This is a genomic window from Paenibacillus sp. SC116 (genome assembly GCF_024733555.1).
Taxonomy (GTDB): Bacteria; Bacillota; Bacilli; order Paenibacillales; family Paenibacillaceae; genus Paenibacillus_B.
In genome coordinates this window covers 1,468,890-1,487,098 of record NZ_JANIOF010000001.1, presented here as the reverse complement: position 1 = coordinate 1,487,098, position 18,209 = coordinate 1,468,890, and the positions used below count along the sequence as shown (strand labels likewise).

19 protein-coding genes are annotated in these 18,209 nt (G+C 42.0%); 14 read left to right on the top strand and 5 right to left on the bottom strand.

What is annotated here, in order from left to right:
• Nucleotides 1-27: 27 nt before the first annotated feature.
• Nucleotides 28-1,632 carry an S-layer homology domain-containing protein gene (locus NQ117_RS06540; protein ID WP_258277174.1) on the top strand — a complete coding sequence of 535 codons (1,605 nt, stop codon included), beginning with the start codon at nucleotides 28-30 and terminating at the stop codon, nucleotides 1,630-1,632.
• A 75-nt stretch (nucleotides 1,633-1,707) separates the two neighbouring features.
• Here the strand turns inward: NQ117_RS06540 and NQ117_RS06535 are convergent, their stop codons facing one another.
• Entirely contained in the window at nucleotides 1,708-1,962 is a 255-nt protein-coding gene (locus NQ117_RS06535; protein ID WP_258277173.1) for a hypothetical protein, read from the bottom strand.
• 199 nt (nucleotides 1,963-2,161) lie between these two features.
• Between NQ117_RS06535 and NQ117_RS06530 the strand changes: the two genes are divergently transcribed.
• Nucleotides 2,162-3,022, top strand: coding sequence for a divergent polysaccharide deacetylase family protein (locus tag NQ117_RS06530; RefSeq protein ID WP_258277172.1), 861 nt, complete (start codon nucleotides 2,162-2,164; stop codon nucleotides 3,020-3,022).
• On the opposite strand, the gene NQ117_RS06525 is transcribed toward NQ117_RS06530, so the two are convergent.
• Complete coding sequence (locus NQ117_RS06525; protein ID WP_258277171.1) at nucleotides 3,001-3,771, bottom strand: N-acetylmuramoyl-L-alanine amidase family protein; 771 nt, start codon at nucleotides 3,769-3,771, stop codon at nucleotides 3,001-3,003. The two genes, NQ117_RS06530 and NQ117_RS06525, sit on opposite strands and share 22 nt — an antisense overlap.
• A gap of 175 nt (nucleotides 3,772-3,946) precedes the next feature.
• Here NQ117_RS06525 and NQ117_RS06520 point away from each other — a divergent pair, with 175 nt between their 5' ends.
• On the top strand, nucleotides 3,947-4,213 hold the full coding sequence (locus tag NQ117_RS06520; RefSeq protein ID WP_258277170.1) for a YqzE family protein: 267 nt from the start codon (nucleotides 3,947-3,949) through the stop codon (nucleotides 4,211-4,213).
• A 91-nt stretch (nucleotides 4,214-4,304) separates the two neighbouring features.
• Here NQ117_RS06520 and NQ117_RS06515 read toward each other — a convergent pair whose 3' ends face one another.
• The 3 genes from NQ117_RS06515 to NQ117_RS06505 all read right to left on the bottom strand — a co-directional run bounded on the left by NQ117_RS06515 (nucleotide 4,305) and on the right by NQ117_RS06505 (nucleotide 8,627).
• The gene (locus NQ117_RS06515; RefSeq protein WP_258277169.1) at nucleotides 4,305-5,468 is read right to left on the bottom strand and encodes a hypothetical protein; all 1,164 of its coding nucleotides are present in this window, start codon (nucleotides 5,466-5,468) and stop codon (nucleotides 4,305-4,307) included.
• Between the two features lie 258 nt (nucleotides 5,469-5,726).
• The gene (locus NQ117_RS06510) at nucleotides 5,727-6,836 is read right to left on the bottom strand and encodes a YqhG family protein (protein ID WP_258277168.1); all 1,110 of its coding nucleotides are present in this window, start codon (nucleotides 6,834-6,836) and stop codon (nucleotides 5,727-5,729) included.
• Between the two features lie 6 nt (nucleotides 6,837-6,842).
• Entirely contained in the window at nucleotides 6,843-8,627 is a 1,785-nt protein-coding gene (locus NQ117_RS06505) for a DEAD/DEAH box helicase (protein ID WP_258277167.1), read from the bottom strand.
• 187 nt (nucleotides 8,628-8,814) lie between these two features.
• Here NQ117_RS06505 and NQ117_RS06500 point away from each other — a divergent pair, with 187 nt between their 5' ends.
• The 11 genes from NQ117_RS06500 (at nucleotide 8,815) to NQ117_RS06450 (ending at nucleotide 18,022) form a co-directional block, all read left to right on the top strand.
• On the top strand, nucleotides 8,815-9,243 hold the full coding sequence (locus NQ117_RS06500; RefSeq protein WP_258277166.1) for an EamA family transporter: 429 nt from the start codon (nucleotides 8,815-8,817) through the stop codon (nucleotides 9,241-9,243).
• 13 nt (nucleotides 9,244-9,256) lie between these two features.
• Complete coding sequence (locus NQ117_RS06495; protein ID WP_258277165.1) at nucleotides 9,257-10,231, top strand: ABC transporter ATP-binding protein; 975 nt, start codon at nucleotides 9,257-9,259, stop codon at nucleotides 10,229-10,231.
• On the top strand, nucleotides 10,216-10,932 hold the full coding sequence (locus tag NQ117_RS06490) for a hypothetical protein (RefSeq protein ID WP_258277164.1): 717 nt from the start codon (nucleotides 10,216-10,218) through the stop codon (nucleotides 10,930-10,932). Before NQ117_RS06495 ends, NQ117_RS06490 begins: the two co-directional genes overlap by 16 nt.
• A gap of 100 nt (nucleotides 10,933-11,032) precedes the next feature.
• Entirely contained in the window at nucleotides 11,033-12,160 is a 1,128-nt protein-coding gene (locus tag NQ117_RS06485; RefSeq protein ID WP_258277163.1) for a hypothetical protein, read from the top strand.
• Between the two features lie 855 nt (nucleotides 12,161-13,015).
• Entirely contained in the window at nucleotides 13,016-13,372 is a 357-nt protein-coding gene (locus tag NQ117_RS06480) for a hypothetical protein (RefSeq protein WP_258277162.1), read from the top strand.
• Nucleotides 13,373-13,564: 192 nt separating this feature from the next.
• On the top strand, nucleotides 13,565-14,065 hold the full coding sequence (locus NQ117_RS06475; RefSeq protein WP_258277161.1) for a hypothetical protein: 501 nt from the start codon (nucleotides 13,565-13,567) through the stop codon (nucleotides 14,063-14,065).
• A gap of 198 nt (nucleotides 14,066-14,263) precedes the next feature.
• Nucleotides 14,264-14,950, top strand: coding sequence for a hypothetical protein (locus NQ117_RS06470; RefSeq protein WP_258277160.1), 687 nt, complete (start codon nucleotides 14,264-14,266; stop codon nucleotides 14,948-14,950).
• Nucleotides 14,951-15,792: 842 nt separating this feature from the next.
• Nucleotides 15,793-16,239: a DUF5984 family protein gene (locus NQ117_RS06465; RefSeq protein WP_258277159.1), complete on the top strand. Its 447-nt coding sequence runs from the start codon at nucleotides 15,793-15,795 to the stop codon at nucleotides 16,237-16,239.
• Nucleotides 16,230-16,595: a DUF5984 family protein gene (locus NQ117_RS06460; RefSeq protein ID WP_258277158.1), complete on the top strand. Its 366-nt coding sequence runs from the start codon at nucleotides 16,230-16,232 to the stop codon at nucleotides 16,593-16,595. Before NQ117_RS06465 ends, NQ117_RS06460 begins: the two co-directional genes overlap by 10 nt.
• A gap of 288 nt (nucleotides 16,596-16,883) precedes the next feature.
• On the top strand, nucleotides 16,884-17,273 hold the full coding sequence (locus NQ117_RS06455; RefSeq protein WP_258277157.1) for an ASCH domain-containing protein: 390 nt from the start codon (nucleotides 16,884-16,886) through the stop codon (nucleotides 17,271-17,273).
• 278 nt (nucleotides 17,274-17,551) lie between these two features.
• A complete protein-coding gene (locus NQ117_RS06450; protein ID WP_258277156.1) occupies nucleotides 17,552-18,022 on the top strand; it encodes a hypothetical protein in 471 nt (156 codons plus the stop codon).
• The last annotated feature ends 187 nt before the right edge of the window (nucleotides 18,023-18,209 follow it).

Genomic DNA, 18,209 nt, shown 5'->3' with positions numbered 1-18,209 from the left:
GTAAGATTTTAGGAGGTTATCATATTTATGCAAGTAAAACCCTACATAAAGCGAAGTATTGCAGGTCTACTGTTACTCACTTTAACACTCACCATGTTTCCCCTCTCGGCTTTGGCCGCGAAGTATTCGATGTCTTATATTTACTTCGGTACTCCAAGCAAATACGTACAAGCGGTTGATCAGACACAAGACAGTCTGGACATGATTTCTCCAAGTTATTTTGATTTGAACAAAGATGGATCTTTAATGCTAAGCCCTGCTCTTGACCCTTCATTTATTACTGAAATGCATCGGCGTGGGATGAAAGTTGTTCCATTCTTAAGCAATCATTGGGATCGTGAAGTTGGGAAACAAGCGATGAGGAATAAGGAGAAGCTTGTTAAGCAAATTGCCGATGCGGTGAAGAAATACAACCTGGACGGTGTGAATGTCGATATTGAAAATTTAACACCAGCCGAGCGCGACGTTCATACGGAATTTGTGCGTTTGCTCAAAAAGGCACTGCCAGCTAATAAAGAAGTGTCCGTTGCTGTTGCTGCTAATCCACATGGATGGAAGACGGGATGGCATGGCTCTTACGACTATAAGGCACTTGCTGAAGCGTGTGATTACCTGATTATGATGACATATGACCAAAGTTATCGCGGTGGGCCTGCTGGCCCTGTAGCTAGTTTTTCCTTTGTGGAGAAATCCATTCAAGAAGGTTTGAAAGAGATTCCGAAACATAAATTAATGATGGCTATTCCTACATTCGGTCGTTACTGGAATGAAGACGGCAGCATCAAAGGTGATGCGATTCAGCATAGCCGTGTTGACTCGCTTGTTAAACAATATGGTGGTCAATTTAGTTATGATAAAAAATCGGAGTCAGCTAAGGCTACCTTTACGATAAAAAAAGGAGATCCATTGCCAACCATACATGATAGAAAGCTGACACCTGGTACGTATACAGTCTGGTATGATAACAATCAATCGATTAAAGCGAAGCTAGGTCTGGTTAGCAAGTACGACCTCAAAGGTGCTGGTGTATGGAGCTTGAATGAAGATTCCGGCGATCTATGGAATAATTACAGAGCATGGCTAAATGGTTCTGCATACATGGATACGGTAGGTCATTGGGCGGAGCAATCGATTTCGATGTTGCAAGATAAAGGCTGGATGACAGGACTCAGACCCAATTATTTCGCTCCTAATGCAGCACTAACACGTGCACAGGCGGCTTCTATTCTTGTTAGAGCTAGTGGCTTAACCGCTAATCCTGCTAATAGTGGAGGGAAGCAGCAATACTGGGATGTACCTGCTAAGCATTGGGCAGCAGATGCGATTCGTATTGCTTCTGCAGCTGGTCTTGTATCAGGCATGCCAGATGGAAGCTTTGCACCGAATCGGGCGGTCACGAGGGAAGAAATAGCGGTTATGATGAACAGATTAGTCAAGCAATCTTCGCCGAAAAATTCTAATTCAGCGGTCAAATCGTTCAACGATGTAACACCATCAAGGTGGTCTTATGGAGCCATTATGGAGTTATCGAAAAAAGGTATTATTAATGGATATCAAGATGGAACATTCCGTCCTATCAAACAGGTTACTCGGGCAGAGATGGCATCGATGCTGCACGCTGCGTTCAAGTAACGAATAGGTTGTTAAAGAAAGAACCCCTTATACGCTCATCTTATTGAAAATGAGGTGAGCGTATAAGGGGTCATATTATTTCCAGTCTTTCTCTTCGACTTGACCGTCGATTTCTTCTACGAAACGATCGAAGCATTTGCAGTAGAAGTCTTTGCGACAGATTGGGCACGGATTTGTAAGTAAGCGAGTAATGCTCTTGATGCCGTCACCACGAATAAGGCGCAATTGTGTTGCATCTTGCAAAGTTACGATAAGCTGAACTAGCTCGGAGTCATTGTTTTTTGTTTGTGTCGATAGTACAACTGATTTCACAAGCGGTTGATACGTCATGATAGTTTCACCTGCATTTCAATTTTTGCGTACTATTTATCTTAGGTTATGAAGACAAGCCTTGTCAATGGAATCAAAGTGGAAGTTATAGCATGATATGCGATTTTTAAGCGCATATTATAACAAAATGGGTGTTGTTGATTTTGTTATGCGATCCTTTGCAGCAGTTCCATTTGTAGTCAGGAGGCTGAATGAATAGATGTTTGACGATTGTTGTAAGCAAAAAAAAATTTCCAAGCGATCAACATTTTCAATCTTTTTGTGCCTAATTGTAATGATGCTTGTATTTGTGAATGGTAAAGCAACTGCGATAGCTGCTTCATCCAATCCTCCTTCTCAAGCCGGGCAGACTAAGACGACAATCGCTATCGTCATTGATGACTTCGGCAACAACATGAAGGGTACTGATGATATGTTGGACCTTCCTGTGCCGATAACAGTAGCCGTAATGCCTTTTTTACAGACTTCGGTCAAAGATGCAGAGAAGGCGCATAAGCTTGGTCATGATGTTATTGTACATATGCCAATGGAGCCGAAGTCTGGCAAAGCAAGCTGGCTTGGTCCAGGCGCAATCTTAGCTAACATGACAGACGCAGAAGTTGAAAAGCGTGTCCGTGAAGCCATTGCCGCGGTACCGCATGCAGTAGGCATGAACAATCATATGGGCTCTAAGGTGACTGCTGATAAGCGAATTATGCGCGTTGTCCTCAAAGTGTGTAAAGAAAAGGGTCTTTACTTCCTAGATAGCCGAACCAATTTCCGCTCCATTGTTGGCGAGGTTGGACAAGAGGTGGGGGTTAAGGTAATGAACAACCATCTCTTCTTTGACCAACAATATACGTTGGCTCATATTACCAAACAATGGAGAAAGTTAGTTGAAATGTCCCATACACAGCCCGTTACGATTGCGATTGGTCATGTCGGTGTGTTTGGCCCCAAAACAGCTTCTGTACTACGTAACTCCATTCCGAACGTTACGCAGCAAGCTCGCTTCGTCCGTATTTCGGATTTGGTTAAGGAGCAGCAAGGCGCCCTTACTCAAGAGAAAGTAGTGAAATAATGCATAATTGCATCACAAATTTGTTCGGCTACAACAGACTGTCTTGAGGAATGGGTGAGCATTGTACGATCGGCATCATTGCTGATAAACCCCATTTCTACAATTACAGCAGGCTGTTGCATTTTCCGCAGCAAGTAAAAGGTCGGGCCAATTTGACAGTCATTACGTGTGTTGAATGATGGATTCATATTTTGTTGAATAAGGTACGCGAGCAGAGCACTGCGGCCTTCTTCGGAATGAAGCACGATAGGGCCGCGAGTGCGGCTGTTCTTGCTCCAGTTCACGTGTAAGCTAACAAACATGGATACGGGCAGCTCTTTAGCAAGTTGGCGCCGCTGTGCTAAGTCTTTGCGATGTCGCGAACGAGTTGCCGACCAACGATTATCATCACTTAGTGCATAATCGCCGGTTCTGTTGAGCACAGCTGGAATTCCTTTGCTGCGGAGCAGCAAGTACAATTTGCGAGCGATAGCTAGGTTAATATCCTTTTCCAGTACATTTCCATGTACAGTGCCGCCATCAATTCCACCGTGGCCTGCATCAATGAGAATAGCGCCAGGGTGGAAAATATGCTTGGTGTTAGGGCGGCTTGGGTTGTTCTCGGGATGAGCATGATGTTCGACATTCTCCATCTGCTCTGAGCCATCGCTTCGAATAAGATGAACAGCTTGAGCTTGCAAACTGCTGGAGCTGATGGTGAATACGAGCAGCAACATCGCTCCAATGAATAAAGTTCGTTTCATGGACATCACAAGTAACCTCATTTCCTCCATCATTCCTATTTTGTAGGCTGTCACGAATGAGGGGAATGCATCCTATGTGATCGTTGCCAGTGCTGCAATCGGATTCCTTCGTTTAGATTCATGGCGTCATGAGCACACTAAAGACAAAGAAAGCATCGCATACAATTCGAGGTGAGATCTGATGGCGAAAAAAGAAGATCTGATTAAATACATCACGAAGCAAGTCGTTACGTACGTAGATACTCCACAAATGGAGCGTCAAGAGCGCCGTAAAGAACAGCGTCAGCGTCCACGAGAGCATTGGATGGTACGTTGGTTTGGTCTTGTACCATTCAGCATCAGTATGTGGAAGGGTCATGTTAAGGAAAGTAAAGCAGAACAGCCAGCAAAATTACCCAACCGCTCTATTAGTACATTGTTTACGAAATGGATGAAACGAACATCGTAGAAAATTATTTGTCGATTGGCAAAATGAAAAGGCAAAGGCGTTCCACCAAACAGTGGTACGCCTTTTGTATTTTTCATAATTCTCATTATTCTTATTCAATAATTCCGTTGTTAGAAGTAATGTATCCATGCTCCAGTAAATTGTCCTCTGCAAGCCAACGTTTAGAAGTCGAATCTCCAACTCCCCCTGCTCCTGCCATAATCCAATATCGCTGAGTAGGGAGATCTAATAAGGAAGCTGGTGAAGGATCGGAAGTTGAACGCGTCCCTCCACTATCTGGCTCCGCTGCTGTCCATTGCTGTTTGCCAATAACCGCGTAAGGGATGTTCCATGCTTTTTTATGTTGTTCTTTGCGGACGACATAAATCCAGTTCTGGGATGAAGTTTCAGGATTCCAGCTTTGTATCCAAGTAAGGGCATGCTCACCGCGAAGCTGTGTACTAGTGCTGTTGGCCATCCATAAAATATTATCATAAGGGTCAAAAGGTTGACCTTGAATGCTTGCTTGAGCCTGTAAAGCGTTCAATGAAGATGGGAATGAGTTTGTCCACTTCGGCATCTCCGAATGCTGACTGTTTATTGAGATTGTGCGCTTGGTGCTGACCGTACGAATCGGAACACGCTTCTTCGTTTTGCTAACCGCAGAAACCGTAGTTATTTTCGTTTGCTTGCCCAACTTTAGATCCAACTGTTGCATCCATCCCTCAGGAAGCAGTTCTCCTGTAATCGCATCGATCCACTGTGTTGATGAGGACGATTGTATTTTCCATGCGGCAATTAACGGTTTGTAGTATACCGGTTCGATAGCTGTGATAGCTTGCTGCTGGATGCCATGTTCTTTTAAGGCTTGTTTCAGTGCAAGATGATCATAAGGCAGCTCAGCGCCTTCACCATATTCAGTCAGTTGATAACCGCCTTGTTCTTTGGCATGAAAGATAAGATAACCTATCGGCTGGTTGCTATGATTCAGTACGCGGACAAGCCATCCATGCGTCCCAGCGCCTAACGGCTGGATGTCGGTTGAAGCTTGGGTCCATAAAGTAAAAGGAGCATGCTGCGCCAATTGTTTGATCGTTGTTTGAATGGTTTGCTTCAGCAAAAGTTCGTCATTATCATTTGTCGTAATAGTAGAAGAGGGGACGGCGGCGTAAGTAACGGTTTGTGAAATCATACAAGACAACACGGTCATCATAATAACCGTCGTCAACATTCGTTGTAAACGTGTCGTGCTTGTCCACTTGAAAGTAAAAAACATGGGTTGCACCTCACTTTTCCATGATCGCTGATAATATAGCTATACCCGAACTGACATTTTTTAAGCCGATTGTCGAGTAAAGATACGTTTTGATGCACATCATTTCATGATTACTATTGTAAAAATAAATAGACAAAAAGGCTGTCGGTTTAGCACATGCTCTGCTTCCGACAGCCGTTCTAATTTTGGCGCAGTGTGGCGTATAGACGGATGAGGCGTAAATAAACGTCAATTCGGACTTCAAATGATGTCGTACGATCATGTCATTATTTTGTTGGAACGTAAATAAATAATCGCGGCGTTAATGATCGACATTTCAATCCGAGGCTGGAACTGCCATTCAATTTCGTTACGGCGCATGTCATATTGCTCCTGAAGCGTTAGTTGGTTCGGTTCTTTATCCGCTACTGCTTGCTCCGGTTCATCTGCTGCTTCATCGACTTCGATTGTTAAAATAACGGTCTGAGAATCTTGTTCCGTTTCGCTTTCTTCACTTGCTATGGCCTTCTTAGCTTTCATCTCAGCTTCTTCCTTTAACAGTGGCTCATAATAAGCAGCTAAACGATCCCATTCATCCTCTAGGCGCTCACTAGCTTCCACAGCCCATGTTTCGTCACTGCTCCGTACATGCTCTGTCAGGGTCTGTTCGATATGTTGGACCGCCTGTTCCAGTGTGTAACGCCAAGTCATCGTATGGACTTGTGCAGGTAGCTTCGGCGTAAGGGAGCATTGCATTACTTTATCCATAAAATTCATATGCAAAGTCCCGCTAATAAGAGAAAAGCCAATAGAATGGACTTCTTCACGTTTCAAATCACAAGCGAACTCCAATTTTACATTGAGCATGATCCATGGTTCATAAGCCACAGAATGACGACCACGTGCGAACAGAATTTCCGATCCGCTGTCTAAGCTCTCGTATAAGGAAACGAAACGTCCGCTTTCTTTAGCAACGTCCATAATTTGAGCCAAGCGTCTAGAGCCAAAATCCACATTTTCTCTTGGGATGCGGTCAGGGCCGCGTGAACCACCATTGAACCCAGGAGCCACACCGAATGTATGCTGAATGGCCGCGTCACCAGCCGCAGCTGGGTTAGATGGGATACTTGGAGCAGTTACATAACTGACGGGTGCTCGGAACGGATCGGCTGGCATATTGGCTGGATCGAAGACGAAAGTGTAGCGCATCGTCTCTGCTTCTGTTCCTGTTCGATCAATGAAGCCCCAATAATAAGGTCGATTCGTCAATAATCGATCTGCTTGCTCAGACAGTTTCACAGTCACGTAAGCAGGCGTTTTCTCCATAATGTTGCAAGACATCGCATCAAGGTAGCGCATGATATAAGATGAGATTTGTTCCGTATCCATACGCTTTTACGCCTCCGCTTCCGTACTGTAATCGTTCAGAAAGGATTGTACAGCTGCTCTTCGCTCATCTTGTGCTTGGATCGTCTTATCCTTATGAACTTGGTCTCGAATCGAGTTCAATGACTCTCCTAACGAATGAACTTCTCGTTCAATATCTTCTTTTGAGCTTGCTTCCATTAAAATACGAGATAGATTGCGCTCAAAGCTTCCTTGTTCCTCCAAGCGTTCTAATATCATATCGAGTCTACCGATAACCATTTCGAACATATTAATTTTCTCGTGCAGCAAGTTGAGGATATGTTCCTCAATGGTTCCTTGTGTAGAAAGATTATAAATCTTCACATCATTCGTTTGCCCCAAACGATGGACGCGCCCGATCCGTTGTTCCACACGCATTGGATTCCATGGCAAATCGAAGTTGATCATATGGTGGCAAAATTGAAGGTTGATCCCTTCGCCACCAGCCTCCGTAGCAATCATCACTTGTGCGCGGCCGCGGAACAGATCCATCATCCAGTCTTTCTTGCCTCGGTTCATGCCACCGCGATAAGGTACAGCTAGCAAGCCGTGATTGCTGAAATATTGCATTAGATATTCTTGCGTAGCTCGATACTCAGTAAAGATAATAACCTTATCATTCATTTCTCGAATTAGATTCATTGCTGTTTCGGCTTTTGTATTTTCTTTGATGCCTTTGATTAAGTCGACGAGCTCCCATATTTTATTCCGGATGGGAGAGTCTTCAGCGAGTTTCTTGGACAGGTTGACTAAAGTTAAGAAGACCGCATCACGGCTGGAGCATACTTCTCGCTGTAAGGTGATCATGGAGAACATGCTGCCGAAGTCTCCGCGGTTGGCTTGATATTGTTCCTTGACGAAAGCTGTAACCCCGTCATACAACGCTTGTTCCTCTGCTGACAGCGTAAGCGGGATGTTTTTAACGATACGCTTTGTAAAATGAACGCCGCCTTCGCCGCGACGATTGCGAATCATTACTTTGGATAGTTCTTGCTGCAGACCGCCTTCATTTTTTGGAATGCGTTTGTCCGCCACATAATTGGCACTATATTCACCATGACGGCCCAACTGACCGGGCTTCAACAGTGTAATCAAGTTATACAGCTCATTCATGTCATTTTGCACAGGGGTTGCGGTTAACAGCAGACAGAACTTTTTGCGCAATTGCATGATGAATTGGTAATTGGTTGTTTTTCGGTTTTTTAATTTATGGGCTTCATCAATAATAATCATGTCATACTCATGGTCCATCAAAATGGAACGATGCGGTTCGCGCTTCGCGGTGTCCATGGATGCGACGACGACTTCGGATTGCCAATGATACGGCTTCTTCTGCGCAACAGCCGATATGCCGAACTTATGATTCAGTTCACGTACCCATTGCAGAACGAGTGAAGCGGGTACGAGGATCAGCGTTCGTTTCACCAGATTGCGAACCATATATTCTTTCAGTATGAGACCAGCTTCTATCGTTTTGCCTAGACCTACTTCATCCGCAAGTATGGCACGGCCTCGCATTTCATGCAGTACCTTACGCGCGGTGTCCAGCTGATGAGGAAGAGGCTCTACACTCGTAAGGTGGGTGAGACACTGCAGCTCATCGAAGCTCTTTACTAATCGTGCTTGCTCGGCTTCATAGGCTAGCTGGAACAGCGTCCAATCGTCCCAAGGACCGTTGTGATCGATACGTGCGCGGAACGATTCCAACCAACTGCGGTCGATACGAAGCGGAACACGCTCTTCCGCGTGCTGCGGTTGCAAATCTTCATTCACGTGAGGGACCTCCTTGTAGGAATGTGTTGGAACAGGTAGATGTAGTATGAACGATTTAAGAAGGTTTCATAACTAAAATGAGGTTTATCTGCTTATTTGTTCTGGATTCCGTTGCTTACTCTTGTGGACAGGTATGGGGTATAATAGATCAATCTGTATATTTTGGTAATGAAAAGAGGAAGTTTGCATGAGTATGTGGTTGATCTTTGCTCTCTTGTCCGCGATAACGGCTGCTTTAGTGGCTATCTTCGGCAAGATTGGCTTGCAAGGGGTAGACCCGAATGTAGCTACGACGATACGAGCTGTCATTATGGCGTTATTCATGATCGCGGTAATTGTTGTTCAAGGCAAATGGCAGTTGGTCGGCGAGGCGCTTGAGAATCGAAAAGCTCTGCTCTATATCGGGTTAAGCGGAATTGCAGGAGCAGCTTCTTGGCTGTTCTATTTTATCGCGTTGAAATACGGAAAAGTAACACAAGTGGCGCCTATCGATAAGTTGAGCGTTGTGTTTTCGATCATTTTGGCGATGATTATCCTTGGTGAGACGTTGAATTGGATGTCTGGAATCGGGGTTGTACTCATTACGGCGGGTGTATTGTTTATCGCATTCAGCTAAAGGGGGAATAGCTGTGCTGACCATTGATCACGTACATAAGCATTATGATGGCTCACATGTATTGAAAGGTATAACGCTAACCGTACCACGTGGGCAATCGATATTATTTCGCGGGGATAACGGTTCTGGTAAAAGTACATTGCTGCGCATGATATGCGGCCTGTTGAGACCGACTTCGGGACGAATACAGTGGATGGATGATTTGGAAAAGGAATACCAGCGTACAATCGGCTATGTGCCAGAGCGATTCCCGCAGTTGAATATGAGTCCGTATGAATATTTGCTGGCTATGGGACGTATTCAAGGCATGTCTGATCGTGACATTCAAGGTAGGATGGAAGAGCTTCTCGGGTTGTTCCGAATGGAGTCGTATCGCAATCAGCGAATGAATGGCTTTTCAAAAGGGATGCTTCAGAAGCTCAATCTCGTTCAAGCGATGCTGCGCAAGCCTGATCTGCTTGTGTTGGATGAACCTTTATCGGGGCTGGATGTGGATGCACAGCGGAAGCTGCAGCAGCTGCTTATGGAGATGCACAGGGAAGGCACAGCATTGATGATGGTCTGTCATGAATCCGATCTGCTGGATGGCGTGGCTGAGCGCATTATTACACTGGATAAGGGCTTGGTTTTAGGAGATGAGCTGTTAGATGTGGATGAGCGGGATTCCGTGTTGGTCGAGCGGAAGATGAAATTACGGAGTGCGGAGTCAGCATGTACCCGTATTGTGTGTTGTCGGGTGAGTGAGGAGCTGCAGCGTGTGCTGGATGCTCATGAAGCAGTTACTGTGTTGGAGTTAGAGTCGTATAAGGAAGAAGCGGATATGAAAGCGGGTTGCGTAACTCATTGTATTTCCGTAAACGTACCATCGTCATCTAGCGACGATGTGCTGCGGTTAATACTAGCAGCAGGTGGTTCTGTTGTGTCTGTGCAGCAGCTTAGTGTCGTATGTACGGAAAATGAGGAGGGAACTATATGCGCCTCTCATTAATTCGTTATTTTCTATTGTCTTTCAGTCGAACGAATCGATATGTAGCTCCATTGATGGTATATGTGCTTGCATTTACGTTGTTCTATTCGCAAAGGCCCAATCCGATTATCGGCAGCTATGCCGCGACAGCCGTCATCTTTTTATTTATAGCAGGTTGGTTTAGCTATGCATTTCATGAATCGCAAGACCGTGTACAAGAGCAGTTGGCGTTATTACATACGAAGAAGATGTCTACTTATTTTTTGAGCAAATGGGGAGCTTTAGCGCTAATGCTGGCAGGCCTCGCCTTAATCACCGTCTTGTATCCAATTGCGATTGGCGCGTTCGCTGACTCGATAAGTTTTCAAATGGGACTCTTAGCATTTTTCATTCATCTAGAAGTTGGATTGATAGCCAGTGGTGTGGCGCAGCTGTTCCAATCTCGATTTGTTGCTAGCAAAGGTATGTCGGTGAGCGGGATCATTATCGTCTTTGCGTTATCCTTGTCTCATAGCAAGCTTGACGAAGTGTTGCCCGATATGTTGCACTTTCTGTTGTGGCTGCTTCCGCCGGTGAAGCAGACGATTGAGGGGATAACACAGAGTGTGGAGCTTTCGATGCAGGAAATGTTATGGATCCATGCTGTTACCTTGGGGTATGTCGCGCTTCTACTTGTAATTTATGTGGTGTGGGTAAAGAGAACGGATATGCATTGTAAATAGTGTGCGGTTTATAGCGACACAATAGTTTCGACGATTTTGAAGGGCTGCTGTCAATTGTGGCGTCTTATCGATATATAATGACAAGATGGGGTGTCGAAAGATGAATGGAATTTTAAAAATATTCGGCCGATCGCTGTGGAGCATGTGCTTGGTGCTTCTCGTTCTGCTCGGAGTGGAAGGTATTCGCCTTGCTGTGAACACGACGCTAGTCGCAAATGGCGCGATGAATCAAATAGAAGTATCACACGGGAATATTATTATGGCATTACTCGTAGTCATGCCAATACTGGTTCCGTTGGTTGTGTACCGTAAAGCGAAACGTGAAAATATTTCGGCAAGTGCTTATTATGTTGGTGCGATACTCTCTTACGTCGTGGCAGCAGCTGCCATGTCGATGTTGAATGTCGCGTGGTATCAAGTGGAACAAACGATGTTATCGCAACAGATTCAATATTTGAACTTTATTGAAGTGTTCGGATGGGGCCAGTTTGATAACTTCGGCATGTTTATGTATCATGGGGCGGCATTTTTGCTGCTAATGGCTTGCTTGCATTTGCTTTTCTCTGTTCATGGGAAACTGGGCTTCGCCATTTGGTTCGCGACTATTGCCAGCTTGTCTGTTGGCTTATCCGTACCTATGCTGCGTGAGAAGATTGCGAATGGTTTGACGTATTTGCTGTTCAACGATTCGTGGATGGAAGTTAGCGTCATGATGGCTGTTGCTGCGGGTGTGTTGGCAGCTGTAAGTTATCTCTTTATCGTTACGAAGAATAGGAAGAAATCAGCTGTGGAAGGAAGCGCTAACCCTGTGGAATCCGATAATGGCCCAGAAGGGGTGCAAGCTAACGGCTATGGTACCCCAGCGCAACGTTTCGGCTTCGGTGATATGCAAGCTCGTGATGGAGCATTCGTCGTGCCAAGCGGAGCGAGTGCAGGATTTGCAGCAGGTGTTGGCGCAGGCGCAGGAGCGGTTGGAACTGCGGCAGCGCCTCGTAAAACGGATTATTCTTGGGATGTAGCTGACTATAAGGAAGAGTTGGAATCTATTAAATCCTTTGAGCCTGCGGGAATGGAATACGGTTCTGAATCAAGCAGTTCGTCGAGCAGTGATTCATCGAAAGGTTCCTATAGTTCCTCTTATGGATCGTCCAGTAGTTCAAACAGTGTGAAATATCCTGATCCGCCTGTGTACCCGCCAGAACCGAGCATTCCAGATGAGCGGGGATAATAGATAATAATCAATAGAATTCCAACATCAGAGACAACAGAGAATTTCTGTTGTCTCTTTTTTGCGTTCTTATAACGGAAATTGAGGGGGATATTGGGAGTGTATGTCGAATACATATGTGAAAGATTACCTAAATGTTGTAGGGCATAGGGAAGGATACCTATGGATTAGGGTGCGCCCTTTGGCACGTTGGCTAAGTAGAGTTCGTACTATCGAAGGGCGAAAGAAGCTGCCTACTATGTTATCTCAAGCCGCTCAGATACCGGTTTGGAGCCTACATTAATATTTGGGGAAATCATGAGTTTGAGGCGATATTAATTACGAGAAACGGCAAAGAAATACAGATCAACGAAACTAATAGTAGATACATATCACCTGCAATTATAGAAGACCAATTTAGAGATGATATTAAAAAAATCATGGACGAAATAGGCGTTGGTCCAAGTCGTAAACTCCTAGAGGAGTCTTTGGAAGAAAAGTTGGACAATAAAATTATGAGATTGTTCTTGTTAGAAGAATGAAACATCCGATAACAATATATTCATGCTTCGGGCTACGCCCTCGGTCCGGCAGCAGTTTTGAGGACAGAAAACGGATTCAGCCGGACACACCACCTAACCGCATCGCGTCCGCCCTTGGGCTTAAGGTGGTGGGACGTCGTGAATACAAGAACGTTAGATGAAATCTTTGAGAGCGTATAAATTTTAAGACGAATTAAGTTGTAGCAACCAAGTACCTTTATAATTACCTTTCTTAGTTTCTGCTTACCAAAGTAATGAAAATACAAAACATAATATCAAGGAATTTCTACTTATATTCATTCTTATTTGAACAAAAACAAAAGGATTGATCTGTGTGATAAGAAAAGGTTTTTTCATTGACAAAGAAAAAAAACGGATTTATAACGATGAATTAATAGTTTCAAGTAAAATTTACGCTGATTATCCTTCGTTACAGGAACTTGAACAAATGATTTTTAATGGTGAGGTAGAAGAAATATTTATCTGTAACTATCAAACAGGGCAAAAATGCGAATTAGAGTGTTTATCGATAAATGATTTTAAGGCTGATTGGAATACAAAGTACAAAAATAATATAAACCTTGACGATGAAGCGTATTTAGATGATTTTCCTAATGGATATTGCTTTTTTGTTGAGCTTTGGGAAAGCGAAAAAGGAATTCCTGTTTTGGTGTTATTCTATTGTCATTAAATATTCGATTAGCTTGGTAGCAGTTCAAGAGGACAAAGACTTCGTATAACAATTCATTCAGGCATCGGCATATGCCCTTGGTCCGGGAGAGGCATTGGGCAGGGAAGTGGAGGCACCGGACACATCCGACTCCGTCGGACGTAGTAAATACTGGAACGTTAGATGAAGTTCTACTAAGGATGTTGAGTTCAAATGAAGAAAAATAATATAACAACTATCGCTAGCTATTACTATCTCGGGCTAGCCATCGGATTTATTAATAGAGATCAAGTCATTACGTGGGCAGACAATTGTATTGAGAATTTCAAAGTACCCTATGAATTCGTCGAACTATCCTTATCAAGGGATAAAAGCCTTGAGGAAATGCTTTCAATTCTTAAAAAAATATATAACCAATTTGAACTTATAACACCGTTATCAATAATACTTTATGACATCAGAACCAAATATATAAACAATGATATTAATGAAGATGAACTTTTTACTTTTTTATCTAGTTTGTACACACAAGGAAATGCCATAGGAGAAGATGAAGAATTATTATACTTACTTGATATAATAAACGATCGATTTTATTTAGCCTCTCAAGGAATTTACGGAAGTAAGGAAGATGTAATTGATTCAACACTAGAAGAATTAAAGAAATTCGAAAGATCATATAAAGAATTTATCAGAATAATCGAAGAAGAGTAGAACTTCATCTAACACCGTATCTACGCGCGGGGGTCAAGCCCCTTGGTCTGTATGAAGAATATTCGGGGATGCGGATTCAGCAGACAACCCCGCAAGGATAAGTGGAGAAGCCACCCAATCACTCCGCTCCTTTAAGCCTTTCGGGCCTCAGATACAAGAACGTTAGGCGAAATTCATCTAAAGGACGTAAAAAGTAAAATGACAATTACTATAAAAAAGTATGAAATAACTCTTGGCAAGAAAATTTATAAAGTAATTACAACGGCGGAACCAGTACAGGATATGTATGTTCTTAAAACCAATACACAAGGTGGAATAATATTAGGCAATGAGACTAGTTTACATACACTTGAAAATATGTTTTTACTGTCATCAATAACGAAAGACAGTCTCGTTTATTTTAATACTAGAAGTACTGAAGTAACTGATTATTATTTGTTGGACAGATGGTCAATTGAAGATAAAGGAAATGATCTTGTTTTACTACATCATTCTATCCAGTTTAAAACAAATGATTGGAAAGAAATTAGAAATCTAATTAGAAAGACAAAGGACTTTAAAATAGAACAATATGACTTTAACAAAAACATCGATAGAAAAAGTAATCTAGCGAAGTACTGGTACCGTGAACATAAAGACTATTTAGATATTAGGGAGAATTATGAAACCTTATTCTTAATAGGTAGTCAAGAAGTGTTTGAAAATATTTCAAATGATGCAAATTCAATAAAAAATGAAGGAAGAATTTTATATCTACAGCATCCGGGATATCATGCACATGAACATATTGATTACTACGAAAGAAGACAATACACAAAGAATTTCCAACTAACAGGGTGGTCCCTCTGTTTAGATTTTTATGATAGACAACTCTGGGGGAGATGAACTTCGCCTAACATCATATTCATGCATCGGGCCATTCGGCCCTCGGTCCAGCAGAAGGTAATGTCGAGGAAGTGTAATCAGCCGGACACATCTGATATTCGTCGGACGTCGTGAATACGAGAACGTTAGGTGAAAGTATGCGTTATGGATTAAAGAAGGAGATAAGATTATGTCAGAGGAGATTCAAAATCTGTTAGACTCGATGCTGAATCGAACGGCTTGATTTGTTCGTTTAGCTGGAAATTTCCTGATAATATATTGTGATTGTAAACCAGGGAATCTTAAAAAAGGATATAGCATCTGGTTAGAACCGACATGGCATTTTAGAAATAGTGTAGAAGTAATTACTGGATCAAGAGCAGCTCAAACAGAAGATGAAACAGAACACGAAAAAATAGCCGGACATTTTAAACAACTATATGGGAAAGCAATAAATAAATTGACAATAGAACCTATAACAAATGACTTACATATAGAGATGGACGAAGGTATTATTAGAACATTTGTATCAGATCCTTGTGACGAAGAATCGTGGCATATTAGAGATATTAATACAGGAATAAGAGTTATCGGAAACCCTATAACTATACAAACAATTAAAGACGAAGCCTAAGTATCTCAAAGAAGGCATGACCTTTTCCTAAGAAAGTATCTACGCTGCGGGTCTTTTGGCTGTCCGTGGTTCGCTAGATGTGGTAGGCGGAGAAGTTAATTCAGCTCACAACCCTGCGAAGCTAATTCCATTGGGTCCAATCATGTTCGCTCCCTTAAGCCTCTCGGGTTGTAGATACAAATATGTCAAAAGAAATTGAAGCAAGATCAAAAAGAGCGGGAGTGGCCTTTTGATTCATTATAAATTGAGAGATATTAATGAAATTAGACCTTGGAGTAATGAAAACAACTTAACGTTACATTGGTTTGCTCTAACTGATTCATATTATTGGTTTAATTTTGCTGGAGTTGAGTTTCCTAAATACAATAAACAGATTATTAATGAATGGAATCTTGATGAAAATTACTTGCACGTGGATTATTATTTTGCTCGCATATTCCGAGATATTTGTGATGTTCTCGGATATGTAAAGTATTCAGTGCAGAATGAAGTTTTTGAAAGAATCAATTCAATTGATAAACTAGGGATGTTTAAAAATGCATTAAAGAGCTGGTTAGAATGTTCTTGGGATGAAACTGATGAACAATATGATGAAGTGTACGCAGTAGCTGTGATTGGCTTAACTCTAGAAGATTGGACTTTGGTTACCTTGCAGGTGGTCCTGACTTGTTTCTAATAAGAAACAATGATCAATTGTATGTGTATTGGTTTGCCGAGTATAAACATGAGAATGGTATGCCAATTTGGGAAAGCCAAAGTGGAGAATTTAGTTGTAATTATAATGACTTTGTTAATGAATTAATACAGAACTTTAAATCATTTGGCCTTGAGATGCGAACTCAAATATCTCAACTTTTAGAGAATCAACCTGTAAATGTAGAAATCGATAGTGAGCAGATAATATTAAATCAAAAGGAATATGAAGATCTCATAACAAAAATTGAAAATGAAGAATTTATTTTATCAGAAGAACATAACTGGAATGATGTATTGAATAAAGCAAACGAAGTAATAAACAAAAGTAAGGATTAAATTTGAGAGTTTATTTAAAGAAGGCTGTAACTTCATATAATACCCTATCTACGTTGCGGGCTTCTCTTTGGTTCGCAATAAGAGGAAAGCTAAGAAGCTAAATCAGCTCATAACCCTGCGAGGCTAAGTCCGTTAAACCCGGTCGTTGATACTCCCTTAAACCTTTCGGGTTCATAGATACAAGAACGTTATAGAAATACTTGAACTAATTCATACTACGCACAATAAAATAAAGTCATTAATTTTAATCTAAGTAAAAAATTGAACTCGTCTTATGAGGTGAGATAAATGAAAAAGATAATATTTTGGGGTAGTGACGAGAACGATGATGGACTTTTAAAAGAGGTGATTTCAGGGCTGAAAACAGTTACTTGCACACCGAGGATCTGGTACTATGATAATCCAGAAGAAGAGCCAACTGTTATTGGCGATTTAGTTGCAGTATTCGATGGAAGAGGAAATCATAGATGTACAATAGAGATTACAGAAAACTATGAGATTCCTTATGGTCTAGTTGATGATAGAATTGCTCAGGGCGAGAATTGTTCTTCTATACAAGAGTTTTATAAAAACCACAATTTTTGCTGGGAGCAGCCTATGCTAAATGAAGGTTTAAGTTTAACAGAAGAAACAATAATCGTAGTAGAACATTTTAAATTAATATCGATAGTGGAGTAACAAAAAGTAATTAACAATACAGACTTGATTAGTGAATTCAACATGTCAAGTACTTCTGATAACAGCCCATTCACGCATCGGGCATTCACGCATCGGGCATTCGCCCTCGTTCCGCATAAGCAACCAGTAGAGAAGCTAGAGCTGTGGACATATCCGACTACATCGGACGTCGCAAATAGAAGAATGTTATCGGAAATTCATGTAATCCTCTAAAAGGAGATAGTATGGGGACAATAATGCTATGCTACGTCGAGAAGAAGATTTTTCGAAGTGACAATATGTTAAAACAAAATGGAGTCTGGACCTCAATAGATAATTGGAAGAAGAACGAATATGCAGTGTTGTATCCTGAAAGAAAAGAGTCGTTGTGGTATATAGATTGGGGTGATTTGGTTTATAAGGGTGGAGGATATGATCTCCATGCAATACTGGCTAATCAAAGAAACACTTACATCAGTATTCCATATATTAGTGATCCCAAAGGGTTGCCAAATGATGTTTCTGAACAGATAAGACAAGAGTTTGAATGTGGAGAATCTCATACATGTACTTGGTTTACGTTTGATGAAATCTTCAAGTTTAATTGGGATCAAAAGATAGAATATGAGGATTACACAATGGATAACGAATTAGTCATTGATGTTGTTGATTATCGTGAAAGTGGGGAAGAATTTTTGCAGGCGCTGGAGAGATTAGTACATAGAGAAGACCCGTCCAATTTCAGAGTTATAATTATGTTCCATAATTAATGATTACATGTAGAAATTTCTAGTAAGGAATGAACGTTCTATAACATAGCGTTTGCGCTTCAGGGCGATCACTCCTCAGTTGTCCAGATGTATAGTCATGGAGGGGGACCTGACAACAAATGCCCCAGCCTTAGATATCTCTTATTCTTAGGCTGGGGCGTTTGTTGAATATCATAACGTTATAGGA

Bases quoted from the DNA above. Each gene is read 5' to 3' on its own strand.
- NQ117_RS06540 (WP_258277174.1), top strand. From the start codon at position 28: ATGCAAGTAAAACCCTACATAAAGCGAAGTATTGCAGGTCTACTGTTA.
- NQ117_RS06535 (WP_258277173.1), bottom strand. From the start codon at position 1,962: ATGACGTATCAACCGCTTGTGAAATCAGTTGTACTATCGACACAAACA.
- NQ117_RS06530 (WP_258277172.1), top strand. From the start codon at position 2,162: ATGTTTGACGATTGTTGTAAGCAAAAAAAAATTTCCAAGCGATCAACA.
- NQ117_RS06525 (WP_258277171.1), bottom strand. From the start codon at position 3,771: ATGTCCATGAAACGAACTTTATTCATTGGAGCGATGTTGCTGCTCGTA.
- NQ117_RS06520 (WP_258277170.1), top strand. From the start codon at position 3,947: ATGGCGAAAAAAGAAGATCTGATTAAATACATCACGAAGCAAGTCGTT.
- NQ117_RS06515 (WP_258277169.1), bottom strand. From the start codon at position 5,468: ATGTTTTTTACTTTCAAGTGGACAAGCACGACACGTTTACAACGAATG.
- NQ117_RS06510 (WP_258277168.1), bottom strand. From the start codon at position 6,836: ATGGATACGGAACAAATCTCATCTTATATCATGCGCTACCTTGATGCG.
- NQ117_RS06500 (WP_258277166.1), top strand. From the start codon at position 8,815: ATGAGTATGTGGTTGATCTTTGCTCTCTTGTCCGCGATAACGGCTGCT.
- NQ117_RS06490 (WP_258277164.1), top strand. From the start codon at position 10,216: ATGCGCCTCTCATTAATTCGTTATTTTCTATTGTCTTTCAGTCGAACG.
- NQ117_RS06485 (WP_258277163.1), top strand. From the start codon at position 11,033: ATGAATGGAATTTTAAAAATATTCGGCCGATCGCTGTGGAGCATGTGC.
- NQ117_RS06475 (WP_258277161.1), top strand. From the start codon at position 13,565: ATGAAGAAAAATAATATAACAACTATCGCTAGCTATTACTATCTCGGG.
- NQ117_RS06470 (WP_258277160.1), top strand. From the start codon at position 14,264: ATGACAATTACTATAAAAAAGTATGAAATAACTCTTGGCAAGAAAATT.
- NQ117_RS06455 (WP_258277157.1), top strand. From the start codon at position 16,884: ATGAAAAAGATAATATTTTGGGGTAGTGACGAGAACGATGATGGACTT.
- NQ117_RS06450 (WP_258277156.1), top strand. From the start codon at position 17,552: ATGTTAAAACAAAATGGAGTCTGGACCTCAATAGATAATTGGAAGAAG.